The organism is Priestia sp. JSM ZJ58 (assembly GCF_044383985.1).
GTDB lineage: Bacteria > Bacillota > Bacilli > Bacillales > Bacillaceae_H > Priestia > Priestia zanthoxyli.
The window spans coordinates 1,836,970-1,861,044 of the sequence record NZ_JBISEM010000001.1; the positions used below are offsets into that span (position 1 = coordinate 1,836,970).

The following is a 24,075-nucleotide window of genomic DNA, read 5'->3' on the forward strand; positions in this document are numbered from 1 at the left end:
CAATGAATCCATACTCTTAGTAGAAATCGAAACCTTTCGAATTTTTTCATTGATAGGATGAACGTAGGCTTCATGTAGGCAGGATTTCTAGCGGTTGATTGGAGAGCAAGGCGAAGACTCCTGCAGGAAAAGCGGAACAGGGGAGACCCCACAGGAGCGTAAGCGACGAGGAGACTCATCGGCCGCCCGCGGAAATTGATAGCACTAGCTCACTTATCCAATTTATTCATCTTTACATTGGATTGATTTCGGTATGTCTCAATCTTTCTACTCTTTATCAGCATTAAACCAGCCTTTTCGCTTGAACCATAGAATTAAACCAAGCGTTATCAATCCCATGAAGCCAAGCACAAAGAAATAGCCATAGTGCCACTTTAGCTCAGGCATATTTTCAAAATTCATTCCGTATACGCCAACGATAAAGGTAAGGGGAATAAAGATAGATGAAATAACAGTCAGTGTCATCATAATTGAATTCATCCGGTTTGAATTAAGAGAAAGATAATTATCGCGCATATCAGACGTCATTTCCCGGTTTGATTCAATCATATCGGCTAATTTTAATAAGTGGTCATAGACATCTTTAAAATACCTTTTTTGTTCAGGATGAACATCTAAGCGTTCAGAATTTATAACACGGTACAATAAATCGCGCATAGGCAAAATGGTTCTTCTGATTTTTAGCAAATCACTTCGAAGTTTAAATACATCTTCCATTAAAACAGAGATGGATTTTTTTGCGTCTATGTTTTCTATATCATTCAGCTCATCTTCAATTTGATATACAGTGGGAAAATATTCATCTACCACTTTATCCATCACAGAATACGCAAGGTAGCTTATTCCTTTTTCTTGAATCGAAGGTGTATGAAGCAGCTTTTCCCATACTTTATCAATTGCAGCTGACGGGTGAAAATGAAAAGTAACCATATAATTATCGCCGATAAAAAGATCAACTTCTTCAGCTTCTAACGTTTGCCGATTTAACGAATGAAGGACAAAAAAACTGTATCCTTCATAATAATCGAGTTTTGGACGCTGCAGAAAATGAAAGCAATCTTCAATCGCTAACGGATGAAAGTGAAAGGATGATTGAAGCAGCAGCGCTTCTTCTTCAGAAGGGCAGTTAAAGTCAATCCAATAGTACTGAATAGAGGGGTCGTGAATCTGATCTAATTGTATATGTTTCACAAGTTTGTTATCGTTCATAAGAGCTAACGTTCGTATCATTTGAAAACTCCTTCGTGTTTTTATAGCCATTTTCAATGTAGCATAAAATCAATAAACTAAACGTATTTTTTTAAAAATTTTCTTTCTCCTCTTTTTATAAAACTAGTAAGGGGGAAAAAGTTGAATTATAATGATAGTAGTAGCTCGTATGGAAAGGGGAATTGTTTTGAATAAAAACGAAGCACTTCGAATGTTTTTCTTAAAACATGCAGATCAACTAACGGAAGAATGGTATGAAAGCCTTGAAGACAATGACCCAGAATCGGTTTATGCATCTACTCATCCGGAAGTCATTTCAGTATTAAAAGGTCAAAATAATGAATTTCATTTATACATAGCCGATGTATTTATAAAAAGTGAAAAAGAATTTTTTGATTCATTTGAAACGTGGATTTTAAAGATTGCGGAAGACGGAGAGCATGTAAGAACGCCTATTCATTATATTATTCGAGAATTTTTCCGAGTTAGAAAACAGTATTTAACATATTTAAATCAATTTGTAGAAGCGTATGACCAAGATATTACGCAAGAAGAACTAGACGAATGGAACGAATTGATTGTACGCGTGTTTGATATCACCGTTTATAAATTTGTTGAAGAGCACCATCAGCATTCAAGACGGTTGCTTGAAGCACACAAAGAGCTGATTAACGAACTGAGTTCCCCAGTTATTCCATTGAGCGATCATATTGCGATTCTTCCGCTTGTTGGGGATATCGACACAGCAAGAGCGCGACGAATTTTAGAGAATACGTTAACTCGCTGTGCTGAACAGCAAGTGAATCACCTTTATATTGATATTTCAGGAGTAGTTATTGTTGATACGATGGTTGCTCATCAGATTTTCCAGCTGATTGATGCCTTAAAATTAATAGGCGTAGAATCAACGATCTCTGGGGTACGTCCTGAAATCGCAATTACCGCTTCTCATTTAGGTTTATCGTTTGAAAATATATCAACAAAATCAACTCTTGCTAATGCGATGGCTTCACGTATGAGGAAATAAAAAAACAAGAATTATTTTTAATTCTTGTTTTTTTATTTCAATTCATACTTGACATATAGGTTAAACAGGTATTATGATTTTACTAATTTAATAAATAAAAAGAGTCGTATTACATACGCTAATATACAAATGCATCTCTGTAATTAGCGGACAAGAATTGAACAAATAATATGAAAACGCTTTATATAGAATACGAGAATATTTAGGAGGAAATGGAAATGAACATCTTATGGTTTTTCCCTACAGCAGGCGACGGACATTATCTAGGCACAACCGAAGGAAGTAGAACAAGTGATATTCACTACTTAAAGCAAATCGCACACGGGCTGGATTATCTAGGATATGACGGTGCTTTGTTGCCTACTGGTTCAAATTGTGAAGATTCGTGGGTGATTGCATCGGCACTTGCTTCCGTTACAAACCGACTGAAGTTTTTGATTGCACTTCGCCCGGGTGTCATGTCTCCCACACTTTCAGCACGGATGGCTTCGACATTCGATCAAATATCAAACGGCCGACTTATGTTAAATATTGTGACGGGAGGAGATCCCGTGGAGCAAGCAACGTACGGTAACTATTTAAGCCATGATAAACGCTACGAGTTAACAGATGAATTTTTAACGATTTGGCGAGATGTAATGGAAGGAAAAAAAGTGGACTATAAAGGAGAACATCTTGATGTAACAGGTGCGTACATTCCGTCGCCTCCTGTCCAAAAACCGTATCCTCCGCTGTACTTTGGCGGGTCTTCTCCAGCGGGCAAAGAAGTAGGCGCAAAGCATGCAGATGTATATTTGTTATGGGGAGAACCTCCTGCAGTGATCAAGACGAAAATTGATGAGATGAAAGAAAAAGCTGCAAATGAAGGCAGGGACATTCGCTTTGGTATTCGACTGCACGTTATTGTAAGAGAATCGGAAGACGAAGCGTGGGAATCTGCAGATAAATTAATTAAACATGTTAATGATGATACGATCAAAGCGTTTCAAGATAAGTTTGCGTCATTTGACTCCACTGCCCAAAAAACACAGTCAAGTTTGCACAGCGGCACAAAAGATCGAGGTGCGCTGGAGATTGCTCCGAATCTATGGGCTGGAATCGGCTTAGCACGAGAAGGAGCTGGAACCGCTCTTGTTGGAAGTCCTGAAATTGTAGCGGATCGTTTAAAAGAGTACAAAGAGCTAGGAATTGATACGTTTATTTTATCAGGATACCCGCATCTAGAAGAAGCATATACGTTTGCTGAGCTAGTATTTCCACATATTCAAAAAGAACGAAGCAAGAGATAATTCTTGCTTCGTTCTTTTTGAATCGTAAAAAAATAAATAACCTAGTTGACTTATAGGAATTATAGGTGTATTATAAAGGTAGTTCATTTAGTCAGAAAATTTGTGATAAAGGGTGAAGAAAATGGAACGTTATGACGTAATTCAAGGCGCAGAATCTTTTTATTATAAAGGCAGCGACATTGGTATACTTGTTTCTCATGGATTTATGGGGACTCCTCAAAGTATGGAATATATCGGAAAAGAATTAGCTAAAAAAGGTTTTACTGTGTACGGTTTGCGACTAACGGGACATGGTACTCACTACTATGATATTGAACAAACAACGTACGAGGAATGGAAGCAAGACTTTTTAAATGGGTATCAGCGTTTGAAGCAAGAATGCCGTCATGTATTTATCTTAGGTCAGTCCATGGGAGGCACTCTCACCTTTCATACAGCAAGCCAAGGATTAGATCTTGACGGAGTTATTGCAATCAATCCGGCTATGACGTCCATTCCTTCAATGGAGCCTTACCGCTCTCGTCATACGCCTCGTTATTTAAAAGAAGACCATCCTGATATTAAGGATCCAAACGTACATGAAATTACGTACGACAAAGTACCAGTGCGCTCTATGCGTGAGCTGCTTTCTTTAATGGACGAAACAAAAGAACGCTTATCTTATGTAACATGCCCGGCTTTAGTACTAACATCAACCGTTGATAACGTAGTACCGCCTGAGAATTCAGCTTATATCTTAAACCATATTCAATCAGCAGAAAAAAGACAGCACATGCTTCGAAACTCTTACCATGTTGCGTCGATGGATTTTGATAAAGACACAATTGTTGCACAAACGGCACAGTTTGTACAAGCAACAGTTGCCAAAAAAAAAGTGCATGAGCGAATTTTTTAATTTTTAAATTCGCTCCGTTTCTTTTTTACTTCAAGTAAGATAAAATGAATCTTGAATGAAAACAAAGGAGTGTACATACATGATTCATTTAGAATGGAACGATCGTCCAACAATTAAACAAGTAAAATGCATACATACAGATGCAAAAAAATTCGTGGTTGAAAATGTTTTAACAGCAGGAAAAACATATGATGTAAAAAACGAAACAGAAGAATTTTATTTTGTTGTTGATAACACTGGCCAAGTCGGCGGCTTTTATAAAGAATACTTTGAAGGCTAAACAAAAAAATCATCGTCTCGGCGATGATTTTTTTATTGCAATAATTAAATGGAGCTTTTCTTAATGAAAACGAATGAACATACTTTTAAAGAGAAATTCCATATATCTCATCATTTCGAAAAAAAGCTTTATGATAAAAATAGGATGTAAGACCTAAATTCTTCCGTTTCTTGTTCTGATTAAAAGGGTAACTGACTATAAATACCCATGACAACAATTATTTTACAATGTAAAATGAAAGCGACGCTTAACAGAAAAAGGAAAAGAGGAGGTCATACGATGAAAAAGCGTAATACAGCAGCTTTTACATTTTTAGCATGGACAGCTTTTATTACAGCACTATTAGCTATGTTTATAGGAATTTATACCTTAGATGCATCATTACCGGTAAAAGGTTATTATGCTGTTGGAACATTATACTTAACGATGTCCGCTTTTGTGCTCCAAAAAACCATTCGTGATAACGAAGAAGATACGGCGCACGAACGCAAATATGACAAAGCAGAAGAAGAATTGTAGAGCTAAAAAAAGCATTTTTCTAGCTCTTTGAAAAACATCCCCATTTTTGGGAGATGTTTTTTTATATAAAAAAACAGGGAACTTGTCACTCCATGTCGTATTAATAAAGAAGGAGGCGATTGAATTGACACAACTAATGATTAATAACGTAAATTTTCACGTTGATATGTTTGAAGAAAAAATGATTACTGATGCGAATACAGGTGAAGAGTTGAAAAGGCTAAACTTTTCTTTTTCGGTTGTAGGCAAAGCAGCTTATGATAAATATGATGCATTTTTTGAGGATCCGTACTTTGAAGTAACAAATATGGAGACAAAAGAAACGCTAACACTAAAAAACATTTCGCATAGCACATTTTATCAGTCACCTGAAATTACAGATCATACAAATATTGTTTTCAGAGTGAAGCTGCAGCAAGAACCTGTTAAAGAAAAAGAACAAGTGAAAAATGAACGTCCAACAGAGAGCACGGTCAACGAAATGCTTTTATCTAGAATAAAGTTTAAGGCTCTTGTCGAAATACTTGAAGAAAAAGGACTTCTAACAGAGAATGAGTTGTATACTAAAATTGAAGAAGTAGCAGAACGAGATTTTGATATTCTTCGAGATGAATTAAGTCATTCTAAAAAAGAGGTAAAAGCGTAAAAATACCCCACTCTGCAGGGGGATTTTTTATTTATATCCATTAATTTATAACCCTTTTGATAAATTATTCATATATTACATCACGATGAAAATAAAAAGGGTGAGGATAATGCCGATTGTTATTAATCATGTAGTGATTCCAAATGTTACAGGAGGAGTCGTTACATTTGGCGACACGTACTATGTTTCTCCAAAAAGTAACAGTAAAACTGCGCAAGGTTCAGGGTCTTCAAATACAGGAATTTGTGTAAATACAAATTCGGGACTTTCTAATACAAATACGCTCGATCCGGATGGTTCTGACCAAAACGGCTTCGGAAACGGATAAGGAAAGAGATGTTTTACTCTTCTTTCTACACGCCTTTTCAGTATTCGTTTTATCCGTATTTTATGCCTTCTTTTGCACGTCCAATTGGATTTGTCGTGTCACCTGATGGAGCGATGGATAACTGGTGGGGCAAAAAACCATCTTGGTGGGGGAAAATCACGCCTTCAGCCGGCGTTTTCCCTCCTGTTACCCAGTATTATACGGGCAGTTTAGTTCCTTATAGTTTAAGGGGCTATTACTAATATAAAAAAGAAGTTCAGATTAAGCCAACTTGTTAGCGCCTATTTCCTAAAAATAGGCGTTTTTTTCCGTTTTACTTGATTCAAAGTTATTTTTGCTGAATAATAAAGAAAAGAGAATTTTTAGAAGTAAGCTGTAAGTAAGGAGATGTTCAATCATGACAGATAAATGGAGAGTTCATAAAATAAAAAGTGATTGTGAACCTTGGCTGTTTTTAGAAGGCTGGGAAAAAGATATTATTGAAACCATTGAATTTGAAAAAAAAGAAGAAGCGCTTCGCTACTACGCGATGATGATTTATGAATTTCATCAAAAATATGCAAGCGTGCGAAGTGATGAACTAGCTCTCTTTAGCTTTTGGAACGAAGGCGAAAAGGAATTTTGCGAGGCCTGTGATGATGATCTTCAAATCTTCCACGGTGTTTTATTTGCTAAAAACGATGAAGTCTATTCATTAGAAGAAGATGAAGAAGGATTAAAAATGCTTCGTACTAAATAAAAACGTCCTGCGGGGCGTTTTTTTTATATAAAAAATGAACGATTTCAATCGCTCAAGCGTCATATAGGTGATGAAACAAAAAGGAGGGGTGACCGCTTTGGAACAAGATGATTTCATCCTTGTCCAAAAAGCATTACAAGGTGATGATGATGCCTTTTCATTATTATTTCAGCGCTATCATTCATTTTTATATAAATACCTTTTAAAGCTGACATTAGATGAGGACTTATGCAGTGAATTGTGTCAGGAAGCAATGATGAAGTGTTACGTGAATCTTTCTTCATACAAAAATGAAGCAAAGTTTTCGACTTGGATGATATCCATTGCTTCAAGACTGTACATGGATTATTTGCGTAAGCAAAAACGTGAAAAAAGCAGTCTTCAGCGAATAAAGCAGGCTTTATCGCATCAGCTTCAGTGGAAAGCTAAATACAAAGGAGTGGAGTGGAGCGAGATGTTTTCCGATTTTAATGAACTCGATTCACGCTTTCGAATTCCTGTCTTGCTTCGACATTATTACGGATATACATACGATGAGATTGCCCATATGCTGAATATGCGAGCAGGAACGGTCAAATCAAGAGTAAATAAAGGAGTAAATATACTGAGAAAGGAGTGGAAAGAATGAGGGAAGAAAATGACAATCAGTCCTTACATTCTTTAAAAAAAGATTGGGAGCAGCTAGAGAGTTTAGCAAGTCATGAACGTATTTCTCTTCATACAATTCAAGAACAGCTTCTCATTCAAAAACAAAAGCAGAAAAAAGCTTTCCGGAAAGAGTTATGCTTATTTACATTAACAGCACTTGTTATTTTAACGGTAATGGCAACGGCTATTTTACAAATACCTGCCTTATTTATCGCCATTGAGGTAATTGGCATCATTGTTGCGCCTCTTTCTTTTATCGTTTTTCACTATAAACGAAAAAAGGAGATGTTTTTATAATGAATGAAAAATGGATTATTGTGCTGTTTATTTCACCATTTCTCCTTCTTCAAAGCTTTCTACTTTTTATCAATGCAAAAAAACGCGGCGCCCATCCATGGTTTTGGGGAATATGGGGACTGATTCAAATTCCAATGCCAACGCTTTTTTATTGGTTTTTTATTATTTGGCTTCCAGCACGAAAAAAAGGGGGATGTAAATGAAGGACATTAACTGGTTGTTAATTGCTCCAATTCTATTCTTACAATTGCTTTTAATGATTCCAGCGTTAATAAGCTGCATAAAGCAAGAAGAGACAAACGGACCAAAATGGTTATGGGGACTCATCATTTTATGTGTAAGTACAGTCGGTCCCGTTTTATATTTTGTTTTAGGACGTAAAAAACAGTGAGGTGGAGCGAAGATGTTTATGCAAGTAGAAGGACTGACAAAAACGTACCGTAATATAACCGTTGTAGATAACCTTTCATTTAATCTCGATAAAGGAAAATGTGCAGCATTGTTAGGCCCTAATGGTGCAGGTAAGACGACTACTTTGCATATGATTGCAGGTCTTACTGCACCTAATAAAGGGAAAATTTCTTTTGAAGATAAACAGCATCAAGACGTACGATCATTTATTGGCTTTCTGCCGCAGCATCCTACGTTTTTTAATTGGATGACGCCTCAGCAGTATTTAACTTTTTTAGGCCTTTTATCTAACATTTCAAAAAATGTGCTTTCTCAACGAATAGATGAAGTACTTGAAACGGTAGGTTTAAAAGGAAAGGAAAAGCAGAAAATTGCAGGCTTTTCTGGAGGAATGAAACAACGTTTGGGCTTAGCACAAGCCTTGTTACATAAACCTGAACTGCTAATTTTAGATGAACCCGTTTCGGCTTTGGATCCTGAAGGCAGAAAAGATGTCCTACTCATTATCGAAACATTAAAAAAAGATACGACCATCCTTTTTTCAACTCACATTTTGCATGATGCAGAACAAATATGCGATAACATGATTATGATTAAAAACGGACGCATGAAATGGAATGGAACAAAGAGTTCGCTGCGCCAAGAGTTTGCGGATCCTGGTTTTACGATTGAAACAGAAGAAAGGCTCCCTGCATCATTTAGCAGTCTACCAATTGAACAGGTGCTGTTTCATTCTCCTTATAAAGCCACTGTAAGTGTAAAAGATACATCTCAGCAGCAGCAACTGCTTCAACTGCTTGTTGATCAACAAGCAAATCTTGTTTTATTTGAACGAAAACAGCATTCTCTCGAAGATGTGTATCTAGAGGTGATGAACAAATGAACACATTTGGAGTCTTATTTAAAAAGGAACTGCATGAATTATTTGCGAACGGCAAAGGAATTTGGCTGCCAATTTCTCTGATTTTGCTAGGCATCACACAGCCTTTAACGAATTATTATATGCCACAAATCATTGACATCGCAGGAAACTTACCAAAAGGAGCCATTATTCAACTTCCTACGCCCACCGGTCAAGAAGTATTGCAAGGTGTCCTTTCACAATACAGCACAATAGGAATCTTACTGATTGTACTAGCAAGCATGAATATGATTTCAAATGAACGACAAAATCATGCGGCTGTACTTGTTATGATGAGACCGGTGAGCGTCATTCAATACATTATGAGTAAATGGGCTGCGCAAATCGTACTGGTTATTGGCTCAACGTTTATAAGCTATATAGCAGCGTGGTATTATACAAATCTTTTATTTTCACATGTGGATTGGACTCATATGATAGTTAGCTTTCTTTTATACAGCCTGTGGCTGATTTTTATCTTGTCCGTGCTAGTGGCAGCTGGAACCTTTCTTTTACAAAGCGGAGGCATTGCTGGAGTAAGCATTTTGATTATTGCGTCACTTTCATTTTTAAGTAATTTGTTTACGAATCAATTAAAGTGGAGTCCTGCAGCGCTGTCACAATACGCCGGTCGTATACTTGAAAAATTGCACTGGTCACAAAGTGTCACCTATACCGTAGTTGTTACATTAGTGAGCTGTTTTCTTCTTTTAATTGCTGCTGTTTATAGATACAAAAAAGTAGAATATGTATAAAAAGACTTCTGAAACGAAGTCTTTTTTCTAGGGAATTAATTTGCAAATCCACGCGATATAAAGAGCAGCGGGGACTAAGAGAATCTGGGCACATACTGTCCCGCATAAACGAGAGATGACGAGTGTACCAACCATTTTATTCATAGATTGCTTAGTCGATTCACCTTTCATTACCTTTTCAGTTAGAATGGCTACTTGCGGATCTACAAACACTGCAAGGGTAATCATCGCTAGTCCGTTAATAAGACCAGAAGACATCAGAATCGATTTAGAAAGAGTAGGCTCGAGCGTAGAAGCATAAAGAGTGGAAAGAACACCTACTGTATAAATGGTCGTAGCCATTAAATTTAAAAGAAGCAATCGCTTGGGCACTCCGCCTATTCGCAGCTGAGACAGCATAATCCACCTAGGACGCTTCACGTGTTTTTTTGCTTTTTCCAGCGTATGTATGGAAGTAATGTTTTTCATCATTTTGGGTACAGATCCTGCTACTTCTAAGTGTGAAATCATGCGAGAGAAGATTGATACAAAGCTAGGAATTAAAAGAGCACCTGCGATTGTCCCAATAGAGGCCGCGACCAAGATAGTTTGAAGCTGATGAAGTAGAAGGGACAAATCTTCTTTAGACTGGACCGCATCTCCTAATTTGCCGGTCAGCGGAGCTTGCACCATATTAGCTGTTCTTGAAACAATGACAATAATATTAAAAAGAGATAGGGCCACGACTAGTTTTCCAGTTTTCAAGCCCGCGAGTCTCACAGAGTAGGCTAGTGTTTCAATCATGTGAATAATTCCTACAAATACACAAATAATCAGTAATTTTTCCATCATAATAAGTAAGTTCCTTTCTTTGATACACGCACTTCCTTATTATGTATAATTTTGGTTCATTTGTAAATAAAAAGCCGCTTGCTACCAAGAGTAGCAAGCGGCTTTTTATTATCGATGCTGGTTAATATCACGAAGTATATCTTTGCTAGCCTGATAATCTTTTTCCCGTTCTTTTTCCACCTGTAGACGTTTGTCTAGTTTACGGCTATATTCAGCATACCCCACGCCGTGAGAAAGCTGCATGGCCTTTTCCATTTCTGACGTGTACGTTAGGTGAAGTGCGATAATGAATCAATCCTTTCAGCATTTTTCACTTGTGGCACATGTATTGCTGCTCAAGTGTTTCGATGTTTATAATTCTTGAAGTCTTTCTAGAAATCGTTTTCCCTGTCGCTTTGGATCTAAACATAAATGATTAAAATTTCATAACATTCCAGGTAAAAGCCTTTTTTTCTTGCGTAGTATCCCATATAATAGCAGGAACAACGTTTTTAAAGGAGTTATATATGAACAATACAAAACGAGTATGGTTTGATTTACTTTTTTATATCGCTATTCCTTACCTAATATGGAATCAGGGAAAAGATATTATTGGTGATTACTATGCCATTTTGCTTTCAACAGCACCAGCGTTTGTGTATACCATTTATACATTTATTAAAGATCGCCAGTTTAACGTAACAGGATTGTTTATTGTCATTACGCTGCTGGCACGTACCATTATTGATTTAATTTCAGGAAACGCAGCGACGATGTTAAACAATCAAGTATACTTTATGATTGGACTGGCTGTAGTTGTCCTTTTTACCATTGTGATAAAAAAGCCAATTGGTTTGTACTTTTTTGTAGATACGGCGTACTTAATGGGCTATAAGCGAGAAGATTCTCTTAAGCTCTTCCACCAGCCTGATTTATTCAAGATGATGAACTGGCTTACAGTACTGTTCGCAGGTCGCTATGTATTTTTAGCAATTGTAAAATACGTATTGATTCAAAAGTACGGAGTAGAAGGGTACGGGAACATGATTGTATTCCGTCAAGCCGTTACGTGGGCATTCTCCATTTTAATTGCCGTCTACACGTATTTTATCTATAAAAAAATTCAAGATAAAACAGGGATGGATAATCCAATGAATCCAAATGTAAATGAATAAAAGGAGAAGCGTGCGTTTAGCTAACGTACGCTTTTTTTGTTACAAAACAGTGAACAGTGCCCGAAACACTAACATCTCATTTAAAATTAATAGTAAAATAACGCTATTAGAAACGGGATGAAAGTAGGTCAAGAAATGAAACTATTATTAGCATGTCAAAAGCAGCCTTATCGAATTTTAGAAATGATTATGGTGTTTTTTACCTTAATTTTTGTCGTACTGTCGTTTTTTGATTACCGTCAGCTTTTTTTCCTTGTGTTTACGCTTGGAATTGTATTTGCTATTCGAGCGTTTGAAATGCAAGAAGGAGAGAAAAAGACTCAAGGAAACATCTGGCTACTTGTCGGTGTTGTCATGATTTTGCTAGATATAGTTTTATTTGTTGTATATGCCATCAATCGATCTTAACTAAAAGAAAAATGCTTCCGTGCAGAGGTTCACCTCTAGCTGCGGAAGCTTTTTTGATTAAGGAATCATCCACGATAATACACTAGATTGTAAAAATGTTAATACGCAGACAATCAGCAGTAAAAATAAGCTGTGCTTCACCGTAAAACGAAGCAAATCGGACTCTTTTCCAGCCAACCCAACCGCAGCACAGGCAACAGCGATGGACTGCGGTGAAATCATTTTACCGGTTACTCCACCAGAAGAGTTTGCTGCAAGCGCAAGAAGCGGATCCATTCCAATAGACGTAGCCGTGATTTTTTGCAAGTTGCCGAACAATAAGTTGGCTGATGTATCTGATCCTGTAATAAAAACACCAAGCCAGCCGAGTACAGGAGAGAAAAAGGGAAATAACGCGCCTGTTTTAGCTAGCAGCAGTCCTAAGGTTGTACTCATTCCAGAAGCATTTGTCACGTAAGCAAATGCTACAACGGACATAATGGTAAGCAGCGGCAACGCTAATTCTTTGCACGTCTCGTTAAACGTAATAAACCATTCTTTCCAAGAGATGTTGACGATAAATTTTGTGACAACAGCAGACAACAGGATAGCTGTGCCCGCAGCGCCTAGTAATTCTAACTTATACACTGCCGCAATTGGTTCTCCATTTCCATTTAAAATTAAATTATTTAACCAAGGTACTTCTGGCATAAACGTTAAATAATGTCCGACGGAATTGATAGCGCTCAAAAAAGCGTTAGTTCCTTCATAATGTCCCGTCAGAGCGGTTTTAATTTGAGGAATTCCCCATATGGAAATAAAGATCGTTAAAATTAAAAAAGGTGACCACGCCTTTGCAATTTGAGCCCCCGTGAATGCGGGCTGACCTTGAGTTTCTCTTGGCTCAGCCGAAGCGGAAGCTACTTCATGTGCTGCTTTTTCAGATTGAAAGCGAAACGTTGTTTTCGGTTTCCAGAATTTTAAGAAAATAGCGAGCGCAAAAAGTGAAACGAGTGCCGATAAAATATCGGGAAGTTCAGGTCCTAAAAAGTTAGAGCTGACAAACTGTGTAAGAGCAAAAGAGACGCCGGATACTAAAATAGCAGGGAGTACTTCTACTGTTTTCTTAAATCCAGCCATTACAAAAACCAAATATAGCGGAATAAATACAGAAATAAAAGGAAGCTGGCGGCCTACCATTTTAGAGATTTCCATTGCCGCTACTCCAGTAGGACCCTCCATAGCCGTGATAGGAATACCGATTGCACCAAAAGCAACGGGTGCTGTATTTGCTAATAAACATAAGCCCGCGGCATACAGCGGATTAAAACCTAGGCCTACCAGCAAAGCTGCTGAAATCGCAACAGGTGCACCAAAACCAGCAGCACCTTCAAGAAAAGCCCCAAACGAAAAAGCAACCAACAAAGCTTGAAGTCTGCGATCTTCTGTAATAGATACGACAGAGGTACGAATAATATCAAACTGACCGGTTTTTACAGTTAGTTTGTAAAGAAAAACGGATGTAATGATAATCCATCCAATCGGCAGTATACCGTATACAGCTCCTTGACTAGCTGACATAAAAGCCATGCTAGCCGGCATTTTATAGGCAAGCATCGCAACGGCAAGTGCGACCAGTAAGGTTGTAATCCCAGCCATATAACCTTTCATTCGTTTAATAGCCAGAGCCCAAAAGAAGTAAAGAATAGGAATCAAAGCGATTAATGAAGACCAAATGACGCTGTTTCCTACAGGAGTGAACTGCTGTGTCCATGTCATAACTAACACCTCATTTTCAAATTAGTGAACTACGAATTTAGTAAAACGAAACCATTAAAACTACGATGATAAGGTCATCTGATGACTTATGTAAAAATGAATTCGCTTACATTATATTCTAATACTTTCGTGATAGGCAAGTACTAAAAGAAACTTTTTTTCTAAAGAACGGACATTTTTTTGTTGATAAGAAGAAAATACTGGTTGAAAATCCCAAGAATAGGTGATTAAATGATTGTAAGCGCTTAAAATATATCTTTTCATCTATTCTACTAATTATTCTTCTTATTAATCTACTACTTTCAGTCGTATTATACATGGCACTTCTGTATGTTATTAGTGAAACGTTGTTTGCTATTACAAAACGAGAGGAGTCAATTTATTGAGTACGTTAGAACTTCCAGGTCATTTAAAATCCATTTTATCTCATCCTTCCACACTTGAAGAACAGCATATGAATCACTTCCTTGGAAATAACGGGTCCGTGCATGTTAAGCCAACTTCAGAACAAGAAATAGCAGCCGTTTTAAGGTATGCGGCGGAACACGGAAAAAAAGTCGTCATTGAAGGGAACGGTACCAAAAAAGGCTTTGGCGGGCTTATAGACACAGCAGATCTTTTGCTTTCGCTGACTGAATACAGCGGAATTGTTGAACATACAGTAGGCGATATGACGGTTACTGTAAAAGCTGGTACGCCGTTTGGAGAGCTGCAAACGTATTTAAAAACGTACAATCAGCAAGTTTCACTTGATCCAGCTCTAGGAGACTACGCTACAATCGGCGGAGTTATTGCAGCGAATGAAAGTGGCCCAAAGCGCTTGTCTTATGGATCAGCTCGAGATGCAGTAATCGGTATGAGAGTCGTATATTCAGATGGAACCATTGTTCGTTCAGGGGGAAAAGTCGTCAAGAACGTGGCTGGCTATGATATGAATAAGCTGTTTATTGGTTCAATGGGAACGCTCGGCGTTATATCCGAAATAACGTTAAAGCTGCGTCCGCTGCCCAAGTATCAAAGCGTTCTTTTTCTTTCTTTTTCAACAGGCAATATCGAAGAAATTCATGCGTTTGTTAGCAAAGTCTTAGACTCCATGATAGAGCCCGTTTCCTTGGAATTATTAAATCCTTCTCTAGCTGAAGATGTAATAGGGCAGCATCTGTTTACGCTTGTAATCAGCTTTGAAGATGTGGAAAGTTCCGTTCATTATCAAGAGAATTACATCAAAAGCATTCAGCCGTCTGATACGATTTTAAAAGTGCTTCATGAAAAAGAAGCCGAGGTATTTTGGGGATTTTTTAGTAACATTAGTCCAAATGGTGCATGCTGTTCTTCCGAAGAGGAAACGGAAGCCACTTTAAAAGTCGGTGTACCAAATATGAATGTACTTGACGTGATAAACAAAAGTACTGCTTTAAAAACATCCCTTCCCATGCTGGTAAAAGCACATGGAGGAGTTGGACACGGTCTTTGCTCAGTCTACATAAAGGGCTCAGAACAAGCCATTCTTTCCGTTATCACTTCATTTACTGAAACGGCTAAAACGTACGGAGGATATGTGGTCGTTAAACATTTGCCTTTTATACTGCGTCAAAAAGTAAATGTGTGGGGAGAAAAACCTTCTCATTTTCCGTTACTAGCAGGAATTAAAGCAAAGGTGGACGCTAAAAATGTGCTTAACTATAAACGATTTATAGGAGGAATCTAAGTGAATTCAGCGAAAGCGGATATCAAAGATGCTCCATGTCAAAGCGTTAGCAATTATTTGTGGAAAGACGCGCCAGACGAAAAAAAATGGGCGGATTGTGTACACTGCGGAATGTGCTTGGAGTCTTGTCCTACTTACGAAATAACGGGGCAAGAACAGCATTCACCAAGAGGACGCGTGCACCTTATCAAATCGGTAGCAGAAGGAAAGATAAGCGTGAATGAACAGTTTACAGATCCTGTATTTGCTTGTTTGGACTGCCGTGCCTGTACAACTGCTTGTCCTGCAAATGTAGACGTTGGCGGACTCATTGAAGAAGCTCGCGGCCAAATTCGTCAGGCGATGCCTTTGACGGGATGGAAAGGAATGATCAGCAAGTTTTTTCTAAAGGAACTTTTTCCTCATTCCCATCGCTTAGAAGCTGCAGGAAGTCTATTAAAGTTGTATCAAAAAAGCGGGATGCAAAAAATGGTTCGCACAACAGGCATGTTAAATATGATGCCAACACATCTAGCAGAAATGGAACATGTAATGCCTAAAATTACCCGTTCTGTTCGAAAAAAATATAAAAAAGAACGCGTTCTAAAAGCAAAAGCCGAAAGAAAAGCCGAAGTTGCTTTTTTAACGGGCTGCATTATGGACGTCATGTTCAGTGATATTAACGAAGCGACTCTTAATGTATTAAGAAGAAACGGAAATGACGTTGTTATTCCTCATTCTCAGACGTGCTGTGGTGCTTTGCACGTTCATACAGGAGACCGAGACATGGGAAGGCAGCTTGCCAAAAAAAATATAGAGGCGTTTCAGCATGCCGATACCATTATTGTAAACGCTGCGGGATGCGGCTGCATGTTAAAAGAGTATCCTGAACTATTTAGAGAAGAAGAGCAAGAGTGGCTTGAAAAAGCCGAAGTCTTTGCTAAAAAAGTCCAGGATATTTCAAAATACCTTCACGATACGGGATATCGCCCTCCGCAGGCGAAGCTGCATACGCGCATTACGTATCACGACGCTTGTCATTTAGCTCATGGTCAAGGAGTTAGAGAAGAGCCAAGAGATATTTTGCTTTCTATTCCGGGAGTTGAAATGGTTCATATGGCTAACGCAGACAGATGCTGTGGAAGCGCAGGAATTTATAATTTAACAACCCCTGACATGGCGGGAGCCGTGCTTCAAAGTAAAATGGAAAATGTGCCCCCTGACGTAGAAATGATTTCAATGGGAAACCCAGGATGTATGCTGCAGATGGCAGTAGGAGTGAAAAAATATGGACGAAGTCAGCAAATTGTTCACACGGTACAGCTTTTGGAGTGGGCCTATCAAAAAGAAGAGGAGGAAGCGCATCGTGTTGAAGAAAAATAGAATAAAAGATCTTCACGTGAAAAATCTTTCTCAACTAGTAGATGCTCATTCTATTTTGTATCACAAAGAAGATTTACTTGCGTACGACTGCGATGGGTTTACTATTCACAGACACTTGCCTAAAGCGGTGTTATTTCCTAAAAATACGAAAGAAGTTTCTAGCATTGTTAAATACTGCAATGAACATGACTTGCCTTTTCTTGCAAGAGGAGCAGGCACAGGACTGAGCGGAGGAGCGATTCCGCTTAATAACGAAGTGATTATTAGTTTAGTAAAAATGAAGCGGCTGCTTAGCGTCGACTATGAAAACAGACGTGTTGTTGTAGAGCCCGGATTTATTAATCTTAAGTTAACTAATTCAATCTCTGAAAAAGGATATTATTATGCACCCGATCCTTCGAGTCAGTATTGCTGCACCATTGGTGGAAATGTAGCGGAAAACGCTGGAGGGGCACACTGTCTAAAATATGGTGTAACTACCAACCATATTTTAGGGCTAGAGGTGGTGCTTCCAAATGGAGATGTGATTGAACTTGGCAAGCAAGGTATTCCGGATGAACCGGGATATGATTTATTAGGACTTTTAACAGGATCAGAAGGGACGTTAGGAATCGTTACAAAAATTACGGTGCGCATTTTGAAAAACCCCGAAGCCAAACAAACGGTACTTGCCTATTTCGACCGCGTAGAAGACGGCAGTCAAGCGGTATCCGACATTATATCAGCCGGCATTGTGCCCGCTGCGCTTGAAATGATGGATAAAACCGCCATTGAAGGAGTGGAAGCTGCTGCGTTTCCAGTCGGACACCCTAGAGATATTGAAGCTCTTTTATTAATTGAAGTAGACGGCATTTCAGCCGGTATCGAAGAGCAAATCCTACGTATTTTAGACGTATGCAAAAAACAAAACGTACGGGAAGTGAAAGTAGCTGAAAGTGAAGAAGAGCGCGCCAGGTGGTGGGCAAATCGCAAAACAGGATTTGGAGCGATGGGAGCTATATCCCCTGACTACCTCGTACAAGACGGCGTTATTCCAAGAAGTAAACTGCCTCAAGTGCTGAAGCGAATCAACAAAATTAGCGAAGAATCTGGCCTTCGCATTGCCAATATTTTTCACGCTGGAGACGGGAACTTGCATCCGCTTGTATTATTTGATGCTAGAAAGCCGGGGGAAACTGAAAAAGCACTCGACGCCGGAAGCGCATGTTTGCAAGTATGTGCAGAAGTAGGAGGAACGATTACCGGCGAACACGGTGTGGGCATTGAAAAAAAAGAAGAAATGCGATTTGTTTTTAATGAAGATGAAATTCAAGCACAAACGAATATACGAGAAGTATTTAATCCTAAAAATCTATTAAATGCAGGAAAGCTTTTTCCAAGTCCGAGCCGCTGCGCTGAAGTCAAAAAAGAAAAGAAAAAAGTGGGTTATTTTTAGAAAATTCTTGAAAATACATTCGCTCGATGATATGATTTTTTTAACAAAAATAAAACGCTGTTTTGTAATAAGAAACAGTACCACATATGTTCGTCTTAACCATTTTGGCAAAAAGAATTGAAAGCGCGTCCAAATTTAAAAATGTAAAGAAGTAAGAGGAGGAAACAGACGGTGACAAACTACAAACAAGTTGGAAATCTGAAAGTAGCTCCAGTTCTCTATCAATTTATTAATGAGGAAGCTCTCCCGGGCAGCGGCCTAAGTACAGAAAAATTTTGGTCTGATTTTGAAGCGTTAGTAACTGAGTTAACACCCGTAAATAAACGTTTGTTAGAAAAGCGTGATCAGCTTCAAGCTCAAATTAATGCATGGCATCAAGAAAATCCTGACGGTGACTTTAACGAATACAAATCGTTTTTAACGAGAATTGGCTATTTAGAAGACAAGGCAGAAGATTTTCTTATTGGTACAGAAGGAGTAGACAGCGAAATTGCCTATCAAGCGGGACCACAGCTTGTGGTACCAGTGAATAACGCTCGGTATGCTATTAACGCTGCTAATGCACGCTGGGGTAGTCTCTATGATGCACTTTACGGCACTGATGCAATCAGTGAAGAAAATGGAGCTTCGCGCACGAGTTCTTATAATCCAATTCGAGGAGAAAAAGTTATTGCGTTTGCAAAGAATTTTCTTGATGAAGTTATTCCGCTCGTTCAGTCTTCTCATGCAGAAGTGGTTCAGTACAGTCTTGAAAATGGAAAGCTTGTTGCTCAATTAAACGATGGCAGTTTAACAGAGTTACAGGAAGAAGATAAATTTGTAGGGTATCAAGGGGAAGAAGAAAGCCCTGATGCTCTTTTATTCAAAAACAACGGCCTGCATTTTGAAGTTCAAATTGATCGTACGGATTCGATTGGTAAAACAGACGATGCGGGTGTAAAAGATATTTTAATGGAAGCAGCTCTTACGACGATTATGGACTGTGAAGATTCAGTAGCGGCAGTAGACGCAGAAGACAAAGTAGACGTTTACCGCAACTGGCTGGGATTAATGAAAGGTGATTTGACGTCTACTTTTAAAAAAGGAAGTCAAAACATGACAAGGCGTTTAAATCCAGACCGTACCTATATTTCTCCCCACAAGGAAAAGATTTCACTGTCTGGCCGTTCGCTTATGTTTGTTCGAAACGTTGGGCATTTAATGACAAACAGCGCTGTTTTAGATCGAAATGGCAACGAAATCTATGAAGGTATTTTAGACAGCGTGATTACTAGTTTAATTGCCAAACACACCTTGCTTAAAAACGGTACGTATCAAAATTCTAAAAAGAGCTCTATCTATATCGTTAAACCGAAAATGCACGGCTCCAAAGAAGTGGCTTTTGCCAACACGTTATTTAATTCAATTGAAGATATGCTAGGGCTTGAGCGTCATACGATTAAAATTGGCGTAATGGACGAAGAGCGCCGCACAACGCTTAATTTAAAAGCGTGCATCAAAGAAGTAAAAGACCGAGTGGCGTTTATTAATACTGGATTTTTGGATCGAACAGGTGACGAAATTCACACTTCTATGGAAGCAGGAGCTGTTATTCGTAAAAATGATATGAAGGCGTCTAAATGGCTTCAAGGCTACGAGCAGTCTAATGTAAATGTAGGGTTAGCAAGCGGGTTCCAAGGCCGCGCTCAAATCGGAAAAGGAATGTGGGCAATGCCGGATATGATGGCCGAAATGCTGAAGCAAAAAGTGGGGCATTTAAAAGCAGGAGCGAATACGGCATGGGTGCCTTCACCAACCGCAGCAACGCTTCATGCTCTTCACTATCATCAAATTGATGTAAGAGATGTTCAAAACGAATTGCTTACTAAGTCCACTGATTTACAAGATGACATTTTGCAAATTCCTGTGGCCGAAAAACCAAATTGGAGCAAAGATGAAATCCAGCAGGAGCTAGACAACAACGCTCAAGGAATACTCGGCTATGTAGTAAGATGGGTCGACCAAGGAGTAGGGTGCTCAAAAGTACCGGATATTAATAATGTAGGGCTAATGGAAGACCGGGCAACGCTTCGTATTTCCAGTCAGCACGTAGCCAACTGGCTTCATCATGGGATTTGTACAAAAGAACAAGTAACGGAAACGCTAAAGCGAATGGCAAAAGTAGTGGATCAACAAAATGAAAATGATCCTCTGTATCAGCCAATGTCATCGAACTACAGCGCATCCATTGCTTTTCAGGCAGCCTGCGATTTAGTATTTCAAGGCTATGATCAGCCAAACGGCTATACGGAGCCCATTTTACACCGCCGTCGTATCGAAGCAAAGGCAAAAGCAGCTATAAAACAGTAAAAAAAACGGCCTGTCAGCATAGAAATGGCAGGCTGTACTTACATCTTAAGAACCTGACTACCTATGATCCTTATTAAAACAAAGCAGATGGGAAAAGGAGCTATGTCATGAAATTTGTAAGGTTCGCTGTACAAGATAGCCGTCATACAGGTGTACTAAAAGAAGATACGATCAGCGTTATTGAAGGAAATATATTTGAGAAATGGAACTATACAGGACAGACTTTTTTAGTAAATGAAGTAAAGCTTTTGGCTCCTTTAGAGCCGAATCAAATTATTGGAATAGGCGCAAATTATGCAGCTGCAAAATCGGAGCTTCCAAAAGAAATGCCTTCTATTCCTGTCTTCTTTTTTAAGCCCACATCTTCTGTGATTGGCCCAAACGAAGACATTGTTATTCCAACTGCTATTAAGCACGTTAAGTTTGAATCTGAGCTTGCAGTTGTTATTGGAAAAGAAGCAAAGAACATCGCGAAAGAAGACGTACTGGATTATATATTTGGGTATACAATTGGAAACGATGTAACGGCTCCGGATTATTTTCATGAAGACGGGCACTGGACCATTGGAAAATCCTTTGATTCATTTACGCCTCTTGGCCCCGTAATCGAAACAGAGCTTGATTTTAAGTCCATTCATGTAAAAGCGTTTTTAAATGGCGTTGAAAAACAAAACAGCTCAACAGATTTAATGATTATTTCCGTTGGAGAAATGATTGCTTACCTTTCTACTGTTATGACCCTTAAGCCGGGAGATGTGGTTTTAACAGGAAGTCCGGTCGGCGCGGAGCTGGTGAGCGCAAACGATATTATTGAATGCACCATCCGAGAAATTGGGACCCTCCAAAATCCGTTTGTTGCAGAGAAAGAACGTGTAAACGTATAAAAGTGATAAAAAATGCCCGGCAGTAAAACGACACATAGAGGAGAGAGGAAAAATGGAGCGAGAAAATATGGTGAAGTCTGTAAGCCGGGCATTGGATATTGTCACAATTGTCAGCATGGAAAGAGAAGGGGTAGGAGTCACAGAAATTGCAAAGCAAATGGACATTAATAAAAGCTCCGTATACCGTATTCTAACTACTCTTGCTCAGTATGGCTATATTGAACAAGATCAAGAAACCGGGCGGTACAAGCTTGGGTATAAGTTTTTAGAAGTAAGTTCAAAGCTTTTAGATTCTATTGATCTACGAACGGAAGCAAAGCCGTTTTTGCAAGAACTTGAAAGTGAGACAAATGAAGTTATTCATCTTGTTGTCTACGATCAAGGTGAAGTAGTGTATATTGAAAAGCTAGAAGGAAATCAGACGCTGCGCATGCACTCAAAAGTGGGGAAAAGAGCGCCTATGCACTGTACGTCTGTCGGTAAAGCTATCCTAGCTTTTTTACCGCTTAACACGGTAACAAGCATTCTTGAAAGAAAAGGCTTACCAGCTCATACCGATCACACCATTACAGATGAAGAAAGCTTTCTCCGGGAACTTTCAGAAGTGAAGCAAAAGGGATATGCGCTGGATTTAGAAGAAAATGAATACGGAATTACTTGCATCGCAGCCCCTATTTTTGATCACCTTGGTCAAGTCGTTGCTGCAGTCAGCATTTCCGGTGCTACGATGCGTATGACCAATGAGCGATTAACGTACCTTCAAGAACGCATGGTTGATATAGGCAAGAACATTTCGGAGCGGCTCGGCTACAAAACAGAATCTGTGAAAGACAAAAGTTTGTTATGATTCTTAGAGAACAAACTTTTTCTATATAATAATCTGTAAAATAACGTAATTATATTATGTAAACTATAGGCTAGGATTTTTAATTGATGTTTTATTCATGATACAATAAAGTTGTTAGAATATATACGTAAAGGAGATAAATTATGGAACAGTTTGAGCGCAATATTGAAAAGTACGCCGAGCTAGCTGTAAAAGTCGGTGTAAACATTCAAAAAGGGCAAGTATTAAACATTAATGCTGATATTTCTTCCGCTGATTTTGTTCGTGAGATTGCGAAAAAAGCGTACGAAGCCGGAGCAAAGTCTGTTGATGTAGACTGGCATGACGATCATTTAGTTCGTTTGAAATATGAAAAAGCGGATGAATCTGTATTTAATGAATTTCCTGCTTGGAAAGCTCAGGCAAGAGAAGAGCTTGTGAAAAACGGAGGCGCTGTTTTATCTGTAATTTCAAGCGGTCCTGACTTACTAAAAGGAGTAGACGGCAAACGTATTGCTGCGTTCCAAAAAGTAAGCGGAAAAGCAATGAAAAAATTCCGTGAAGCGATCCAATCTGATAAAATTAGCTGGTCCATCGTAGCTGTTCCTTCGAAAGACTGGGCAGCTAAAGTATTTCCTGACGTTCCAGAAGAACGGCAGCAAGAAAAACTATGGGAAGCTATTTTTAAATCTGTGCGCGTAGACCAAGAAGATCCAGTGGCCGCATGGGAAGAGCATAATGCTTCATTACATACAAAAGTAGACATTTTAAATGAAAAGAGATTTTCTAAGCTTCACTATAAAGCGCCAGGAACAGATTTAACAATTGAACTTCCTGACAAACATATTTGGGTGGGCGCAGGCAGTGTTAATGAAGAGGGTAACTCGTTCATGGCCAATATGCCAACAGAAGAAGTATTTACACTTCCAAAAAAAGACGGCGTAAATGGTCAAGTAACAAGCACAAAACCGCTTAGCTACGCAGGAAACTTAATTGAAAACTTCACGCTAACATTTGAAAACGGAAAAATTGTGGATGTAAAAGCAGAAGAAGGCGAAGAAACGTTAAAGCACCTAATTGAAACAGATGAAGGTGCCAAATACTTAGGAGAAGTAGCCTTAGTACCGCATCAATCGCCAATCTCTCAGTCAAACATCATTTTCTATAACACGCTGTTTGACGAAAATGCATCCAACCATTTAGCCATCGGCAGCTCGTATTCCTTCTGTTTAGAAGGCGGAAAAACGATGTCTAAAGAAGAGCTATCACAAAACGGAGCAAACGACAGCATCACCCACGTTGACTTCATGATTGGCTCAGCTGAAATGGATATCGATGGCATCAAAGCTGACGGTACAAACGAGCCTGTGTTTAGAAAAGGGAACTGGGCGTTTTGAATTAAACCTTGATGTAACA

General features: G+C 38.8%; 28 protein-coding genes. 24 read left to right on the forward strand and 4 right to left on the reverse strand.

The window, feature by feature from the left end; translation table 11 throughout:
- Positions 1-267: 267 nt before the first annotated feature.
- Positions 268-1,230 (reverse strand): magnesium/cobalt transporter CorA, encoded by a 963-nt coding sequence (gene corA / locus ACH6EI_RS09825; protein ID WP_028412877.1) that lies wholly within the window; start codon positions 1,228-1,230, stop codon positions 268-270.
- 130 nt (positions 1,231-1,360) lie between these two features.
- Here corA and ACH6EI_RS09830 point away from each other — a divergent pair, with 130 nt between their 5' ends.
- The 15 genes from ACH6EI_RS09830 (at position 1,361) to ACH6EI_RS09900 (ending at position 9,944) form a co-directional block, all read left to right on the forward strand.
- Positions 1,361-2,236 carry an STAS domain-containing protein gene (locus ACH6EI_RS09830; RefSeq protein ID WP_049165233.1) on the forward strand — a complete coding sequence of 292 codons (876 nt, stop codon included), beginning with the start codon at positions 1,361-1,363 and terminating at the stop codon, positions 2,234-2,236.
- 218 nt (positions 2,237-2,454) lie between these two features.
- Positions 2,455-3,525 carry an FMNH2-dependent alkanesulfonate monooxygenase gene (gene ssuD / locus ACH6EI_RS09835; RefSeq protein WP_028412879.1) on the forward strand — a complete coding sequence of 357 codons (1,071 nt, stop codon included), beginning with the start codon at positions 2,455-2,457 and terminating at the stop codon, positions 3,523-3,525.
- Positions 3,526-3,646: 121 nt separating this feature from the next.
- Positions 3,647-4,420 carry an alpha/beta hydrolase gene (locus tag ACH6EI_RS09840; protein ID WP_028412880.1) on the forward strand — a complete coding sequence of 258 codons (774 nt, stop codon included), beginning with the start codon at positions 3,647-3,649 and terminating at the stop codon, positions 4,418-4,420.
- 79 nt (positions 4,421-4,499) lie between these two features.
- Complete coding sequence (locus ACH6EI_RS09845; RefSeq protein ID WP_013057578.1) at positions 4,500-4,700, forward strand: DUF6501 family protein; 201 nt, start codon at positions 4,500-4,502, stop codon at positions 4,698-4,700.
- 279 nt (positions 4,701-4,979) lie between these two features.
- The gene (locus ACH6EI_RS09850; RefSeq protein WP_013057577.1) at positions 4,980-5,219 is read left to right on the forward strand and encodes a YiaA/YiaB family inner membrane protein; all 240 of its coding nucleotides are present in this window, start codon (positions 4,980-4,982) and stop codon (positions 5,217-5,219) included.
- Positions 5,220-5,343: 124 nt separating this feature from the next.
- On the forward strand, positions 5,344-5,865 hold the full coding sequence (locus tag ACH6EI_RS09855) for a hypothetical protein (RefSeq protein ID WP_028412881.1): 522 nt from the start codon (positions 5,344-5,346) through the stop codon (positions 5,863-5,865).
- Positions 5,866-5,974: 109 nt separating this feature from the next.
- Positions 5,975-6,193, forward strand: coding sequence for a spore germination protein (locus ACH6EI_RS09860; RefSeq protein WP_013083687.1), 219 nt, complete (start codon positions 5,975-5,977; stop codon positions 6,191-6,193).
- A gap of 8 nt (positions 6,194-6,201) precedes the next feature.
- Positions 6,202-6,435: a hypothetical protein gene (locus tag ACH6EI_RS09865; RefSeq protein WP_028412882.1), complete on the forward strand. Its 234-nt coding sequence runs from the start codon at positions 6,202-6,204 to the stop codon at positions 6,433-6,435.
- A 155-nt stretch (positions 6,436-6,590) separates the two neighbouring features.
- On the forward strand, positions 6,591-6,932 hold the full coding sequence (locus tag ACH6EI_RS09870; RefSeq protein ID WP_013057574.1) for a DUF1033 family protein: 342 nt from the start codon (positions 6,591-6,593) through the stop codon (positions 6,930-6,932).
- Between the two features lie 70 nt (positions 6,933-7,002).
- Positions 7,003-7,560, forward strand: a complete 558-nt coding sequence (gene sigY / locus ACH6EI_RS09875; protein WP_232217030.1) for an RNA polymerase sigma factor SigY — start codon at positions 7,003-7,005, stop codon at positions 7,558-7,560.
- Positions 7,557-7,877, forward strand: coding sequence for a YxlC family protein (locus ACH6EI_RS09880; protein WP_028412884.1), 321 nt, complete (start codon positions 7,557-7,559; stop codon positions 7,875-7,877). The genes sigY and ACH6EI_RS09880 overlap by 4 nt, the downstream gene beginning before the upstream one ends.
- A complete protein-coding gene (locus ACH6EI_RS09885; RefSeq protein ID WP_098625794.1) occupies positions 7,877-8,080 on the forward strand; it encodes a transcriptional regulator in 204 nt (67 codons plus the stop codon). The genes ACH6EI_RS09880 and ACH6EI_RS09885 overlap by 1 nt, the downstream gene beginning before the upstream one ends.
- Positions 8,077-8,268 carry a PLD nuclease N-terminal domain-containing protein gene (locus ACH6EI_RS09890; protein WP_013057569.1) on the forward strand — a complete coding sequence of 64 codons (192 nt, stop codon included), beginning with the start codon at positions 8,077-8,079 and terminating at the stop codon, positions 8,266-8,268. The genes ACH6EI_RS09885 and ACH6EI_RS09890 overlap by 4 nt, the downstream gene beginning before the upstream one ends.
- Positions 8,269-8,280: 12 nt before the next feature.
- Complete coding sequence (locus tag ACH6EI_RS09895; protein ID WP_098999474.1) at positions 8,281-9,171, forward strand: ABC transporter ATP-binding protein; 891 nt, start codon at positions 8,281-8,283, stop codon at positions 9,169-9,171.
- Positions 9,168-9,944 (forward strand): ABC transporter permease, encoded by a 777-nt coding sequence (locus ACH6EI_RS09900; protein ID WP_098999475.1) that lies wholly within the window; start codon positions 9,168-9,170, stop codon positions 9,942-9,944. Before ACH6EI_RS09895 ends, ACH6EI_RS09900 begins: the two co-directional genes overlap by 4 nt.
- 27 nt (positions 9,945-9,971) lie before the next feature.
- On the opposite strand, the gene ACH6EI_RS09905 is transcribed toward ACH6EI_RS09900, so the two are convergent.
- Both ACH6EI_RS09905 and ACH6EI_RS09910 read right to left on the reverse strand, forming a co-directional pair.
- On the reverse strand, positions 9,972-10,775 hold the full coding sequence (locus ACH6EI_RS09905) for a lipid II flippase Amj family protein (protein WP_098999476.1): 804 nt from the start codon (positions 10,773-10,775) through the stop codon (positions 9,972-9,974).
- A gap of 108 nt (positions 10,776-10,883) precedes the next feature.
- Positions 10,884-11,030 carry a YuzK family famiily protein gene (locus ACH6EI_RS09910; RefSeq protein ID WP_014459567.1) on the reverse strand — a complete coding sequence of 49 codons (147 nt, stop codon included), beginning with the start codon at positions 11,028-11,030 and terminating at the stop codon, positions 10,884-10,886.
- Positions 11,031-11,281: 251 nt separating this feature from the next.
- Here ACH6EI_RS09910 and ACH6EI_RS09915 point away from each other — a divergent pair, with 251 nt between their 5' ends.
- On the forward strand, positions 11,282-11,929 hold the full coding sequence (locus ACH6EI_RS09915; protein WP_013057564.1) for a VC0807 family protein: 648 nt from the start codon (positions 11,282-11,284) through the stop codon (positions 11,927-11,929).
- 135 nt (positions 11,930-12,064) lie between these two features.
- Complete coding sequence (locus ACH6EI_RS09920; protein ID WP_223260190.1) at positions 12,065-12,337, forward strand: hypothetical protein; 273 nt, start codon at positions 12,065-12,067, stop codon at positions 12,335-12,337.
- Positions 12,338-12,394: 57 nt separating this feature from the next.
- On the opposite strand, the gene ACH6EI_RS09925 is transcribed toward ACH6EI_RS09920, so the two are convergent.
- Complete coding sequence (locus ACH6EI_RS09925; protein ID WP_099331106.1) at positions 12,395-14,095, reverse strand: L-lactate permease; 1,701 nt, start codon at positions 14,093-14,095, stop codon at positions 12,395-12,397.
- A gap of 382 nt (positions 14,096-14,477) precedes the next feature.
- Between ACH6EI_RS09925 and ACH6EI_RS09930 the strand changes: the two genes are divergently transcribed.
- The 7 genes from ACH6EI_RS09930 (at position 14,478) to ACH6EI_RS09960 (ending at position 24,056) form a co-directional block, all read left to right on the forward strand.
- A complete protein-coding gene (locus tag ACH6EI_RS09930) occupies positions 14,478-15,803 on the forward strand; it encodes an FAD-binding oxidoreductase (RefSeq protein WP_098999477.1) in 1,326 nt (441 codons plus the stop codon).
- A complete protein-coding gene (locus ACH6EI_RS09935; protein WP_397377205.1) occupies positions 15,804-17,165 on the forward strand; it encodes a (Fe-S)-binding protein in 1,362 nt (453 codons plus the stop codon). It abuts the gene before it with no gap.
- Entirely contained in the window at positions 17,149-18,600 is a 1,452-nt protein-coding gene (locus ACH6EI_RS09940; RefSeq protein ID WP_098999478.1) for an FAD-linked oxidase C-terminal domain-containing protein, read from the forward strand. The genes ACH6EI_RS09935 and ACH6EI_RS09940 overlap by 17 nt, the downstream gene beginning before the upstream one ends.
- Before the next feature lie 171 nt (positions 18,601-18,771).
- On the forward strand, positions 18,772-20,949 hold the full coding sequence (locus ACH6EI_RS09945; protein ID WP_098999479.1) for a malate synthase G: 2,178 nt from the start codon (positions 18,772-18,774) through the stop codon (positions 20,947-20,949).
- A gap of 107 nt (positions 20,950-21,056) precedes the next feature.
- On the forward strand, positions 21,057-21,833 hold the full coding sequence (locus ACH6EI_RS09950; protein ID WP_098999480.1) for a fumarylacetoacetate hydrolase family protein: 777 nt from the start codon (positions 21,057-21,059) through the stop codon (positions 21,831-21,833).
- Between the two features lie 52 nt (positions 21,834-21,885).
- Positions 21,886-22,680 (forward strand): IclR family transcriptional regulator, encoded by a 795-nt coding sequence (locus tag ACH6EI_RS09955; protein ID WP_028412898.1) that lies wholly within the window; start codon positions 21,886-21,888, stop codon positions 22,678-22,680.
- 143 nt (positions 22,681-22,823) lie between these two features.
- Positions 22,824-24,056, forward strand: a complete 1,233-nt coding sequence (locus ACH6EI_RS09960) for an aminopeptidase (protein WP_028412899.1) — start codon at positions 22,824-22,826, stop codon at positions 24,054-24,056.
- The last annotated feature ends 19 nt before the right edge of the window (positions 24,057-24,075 follow it).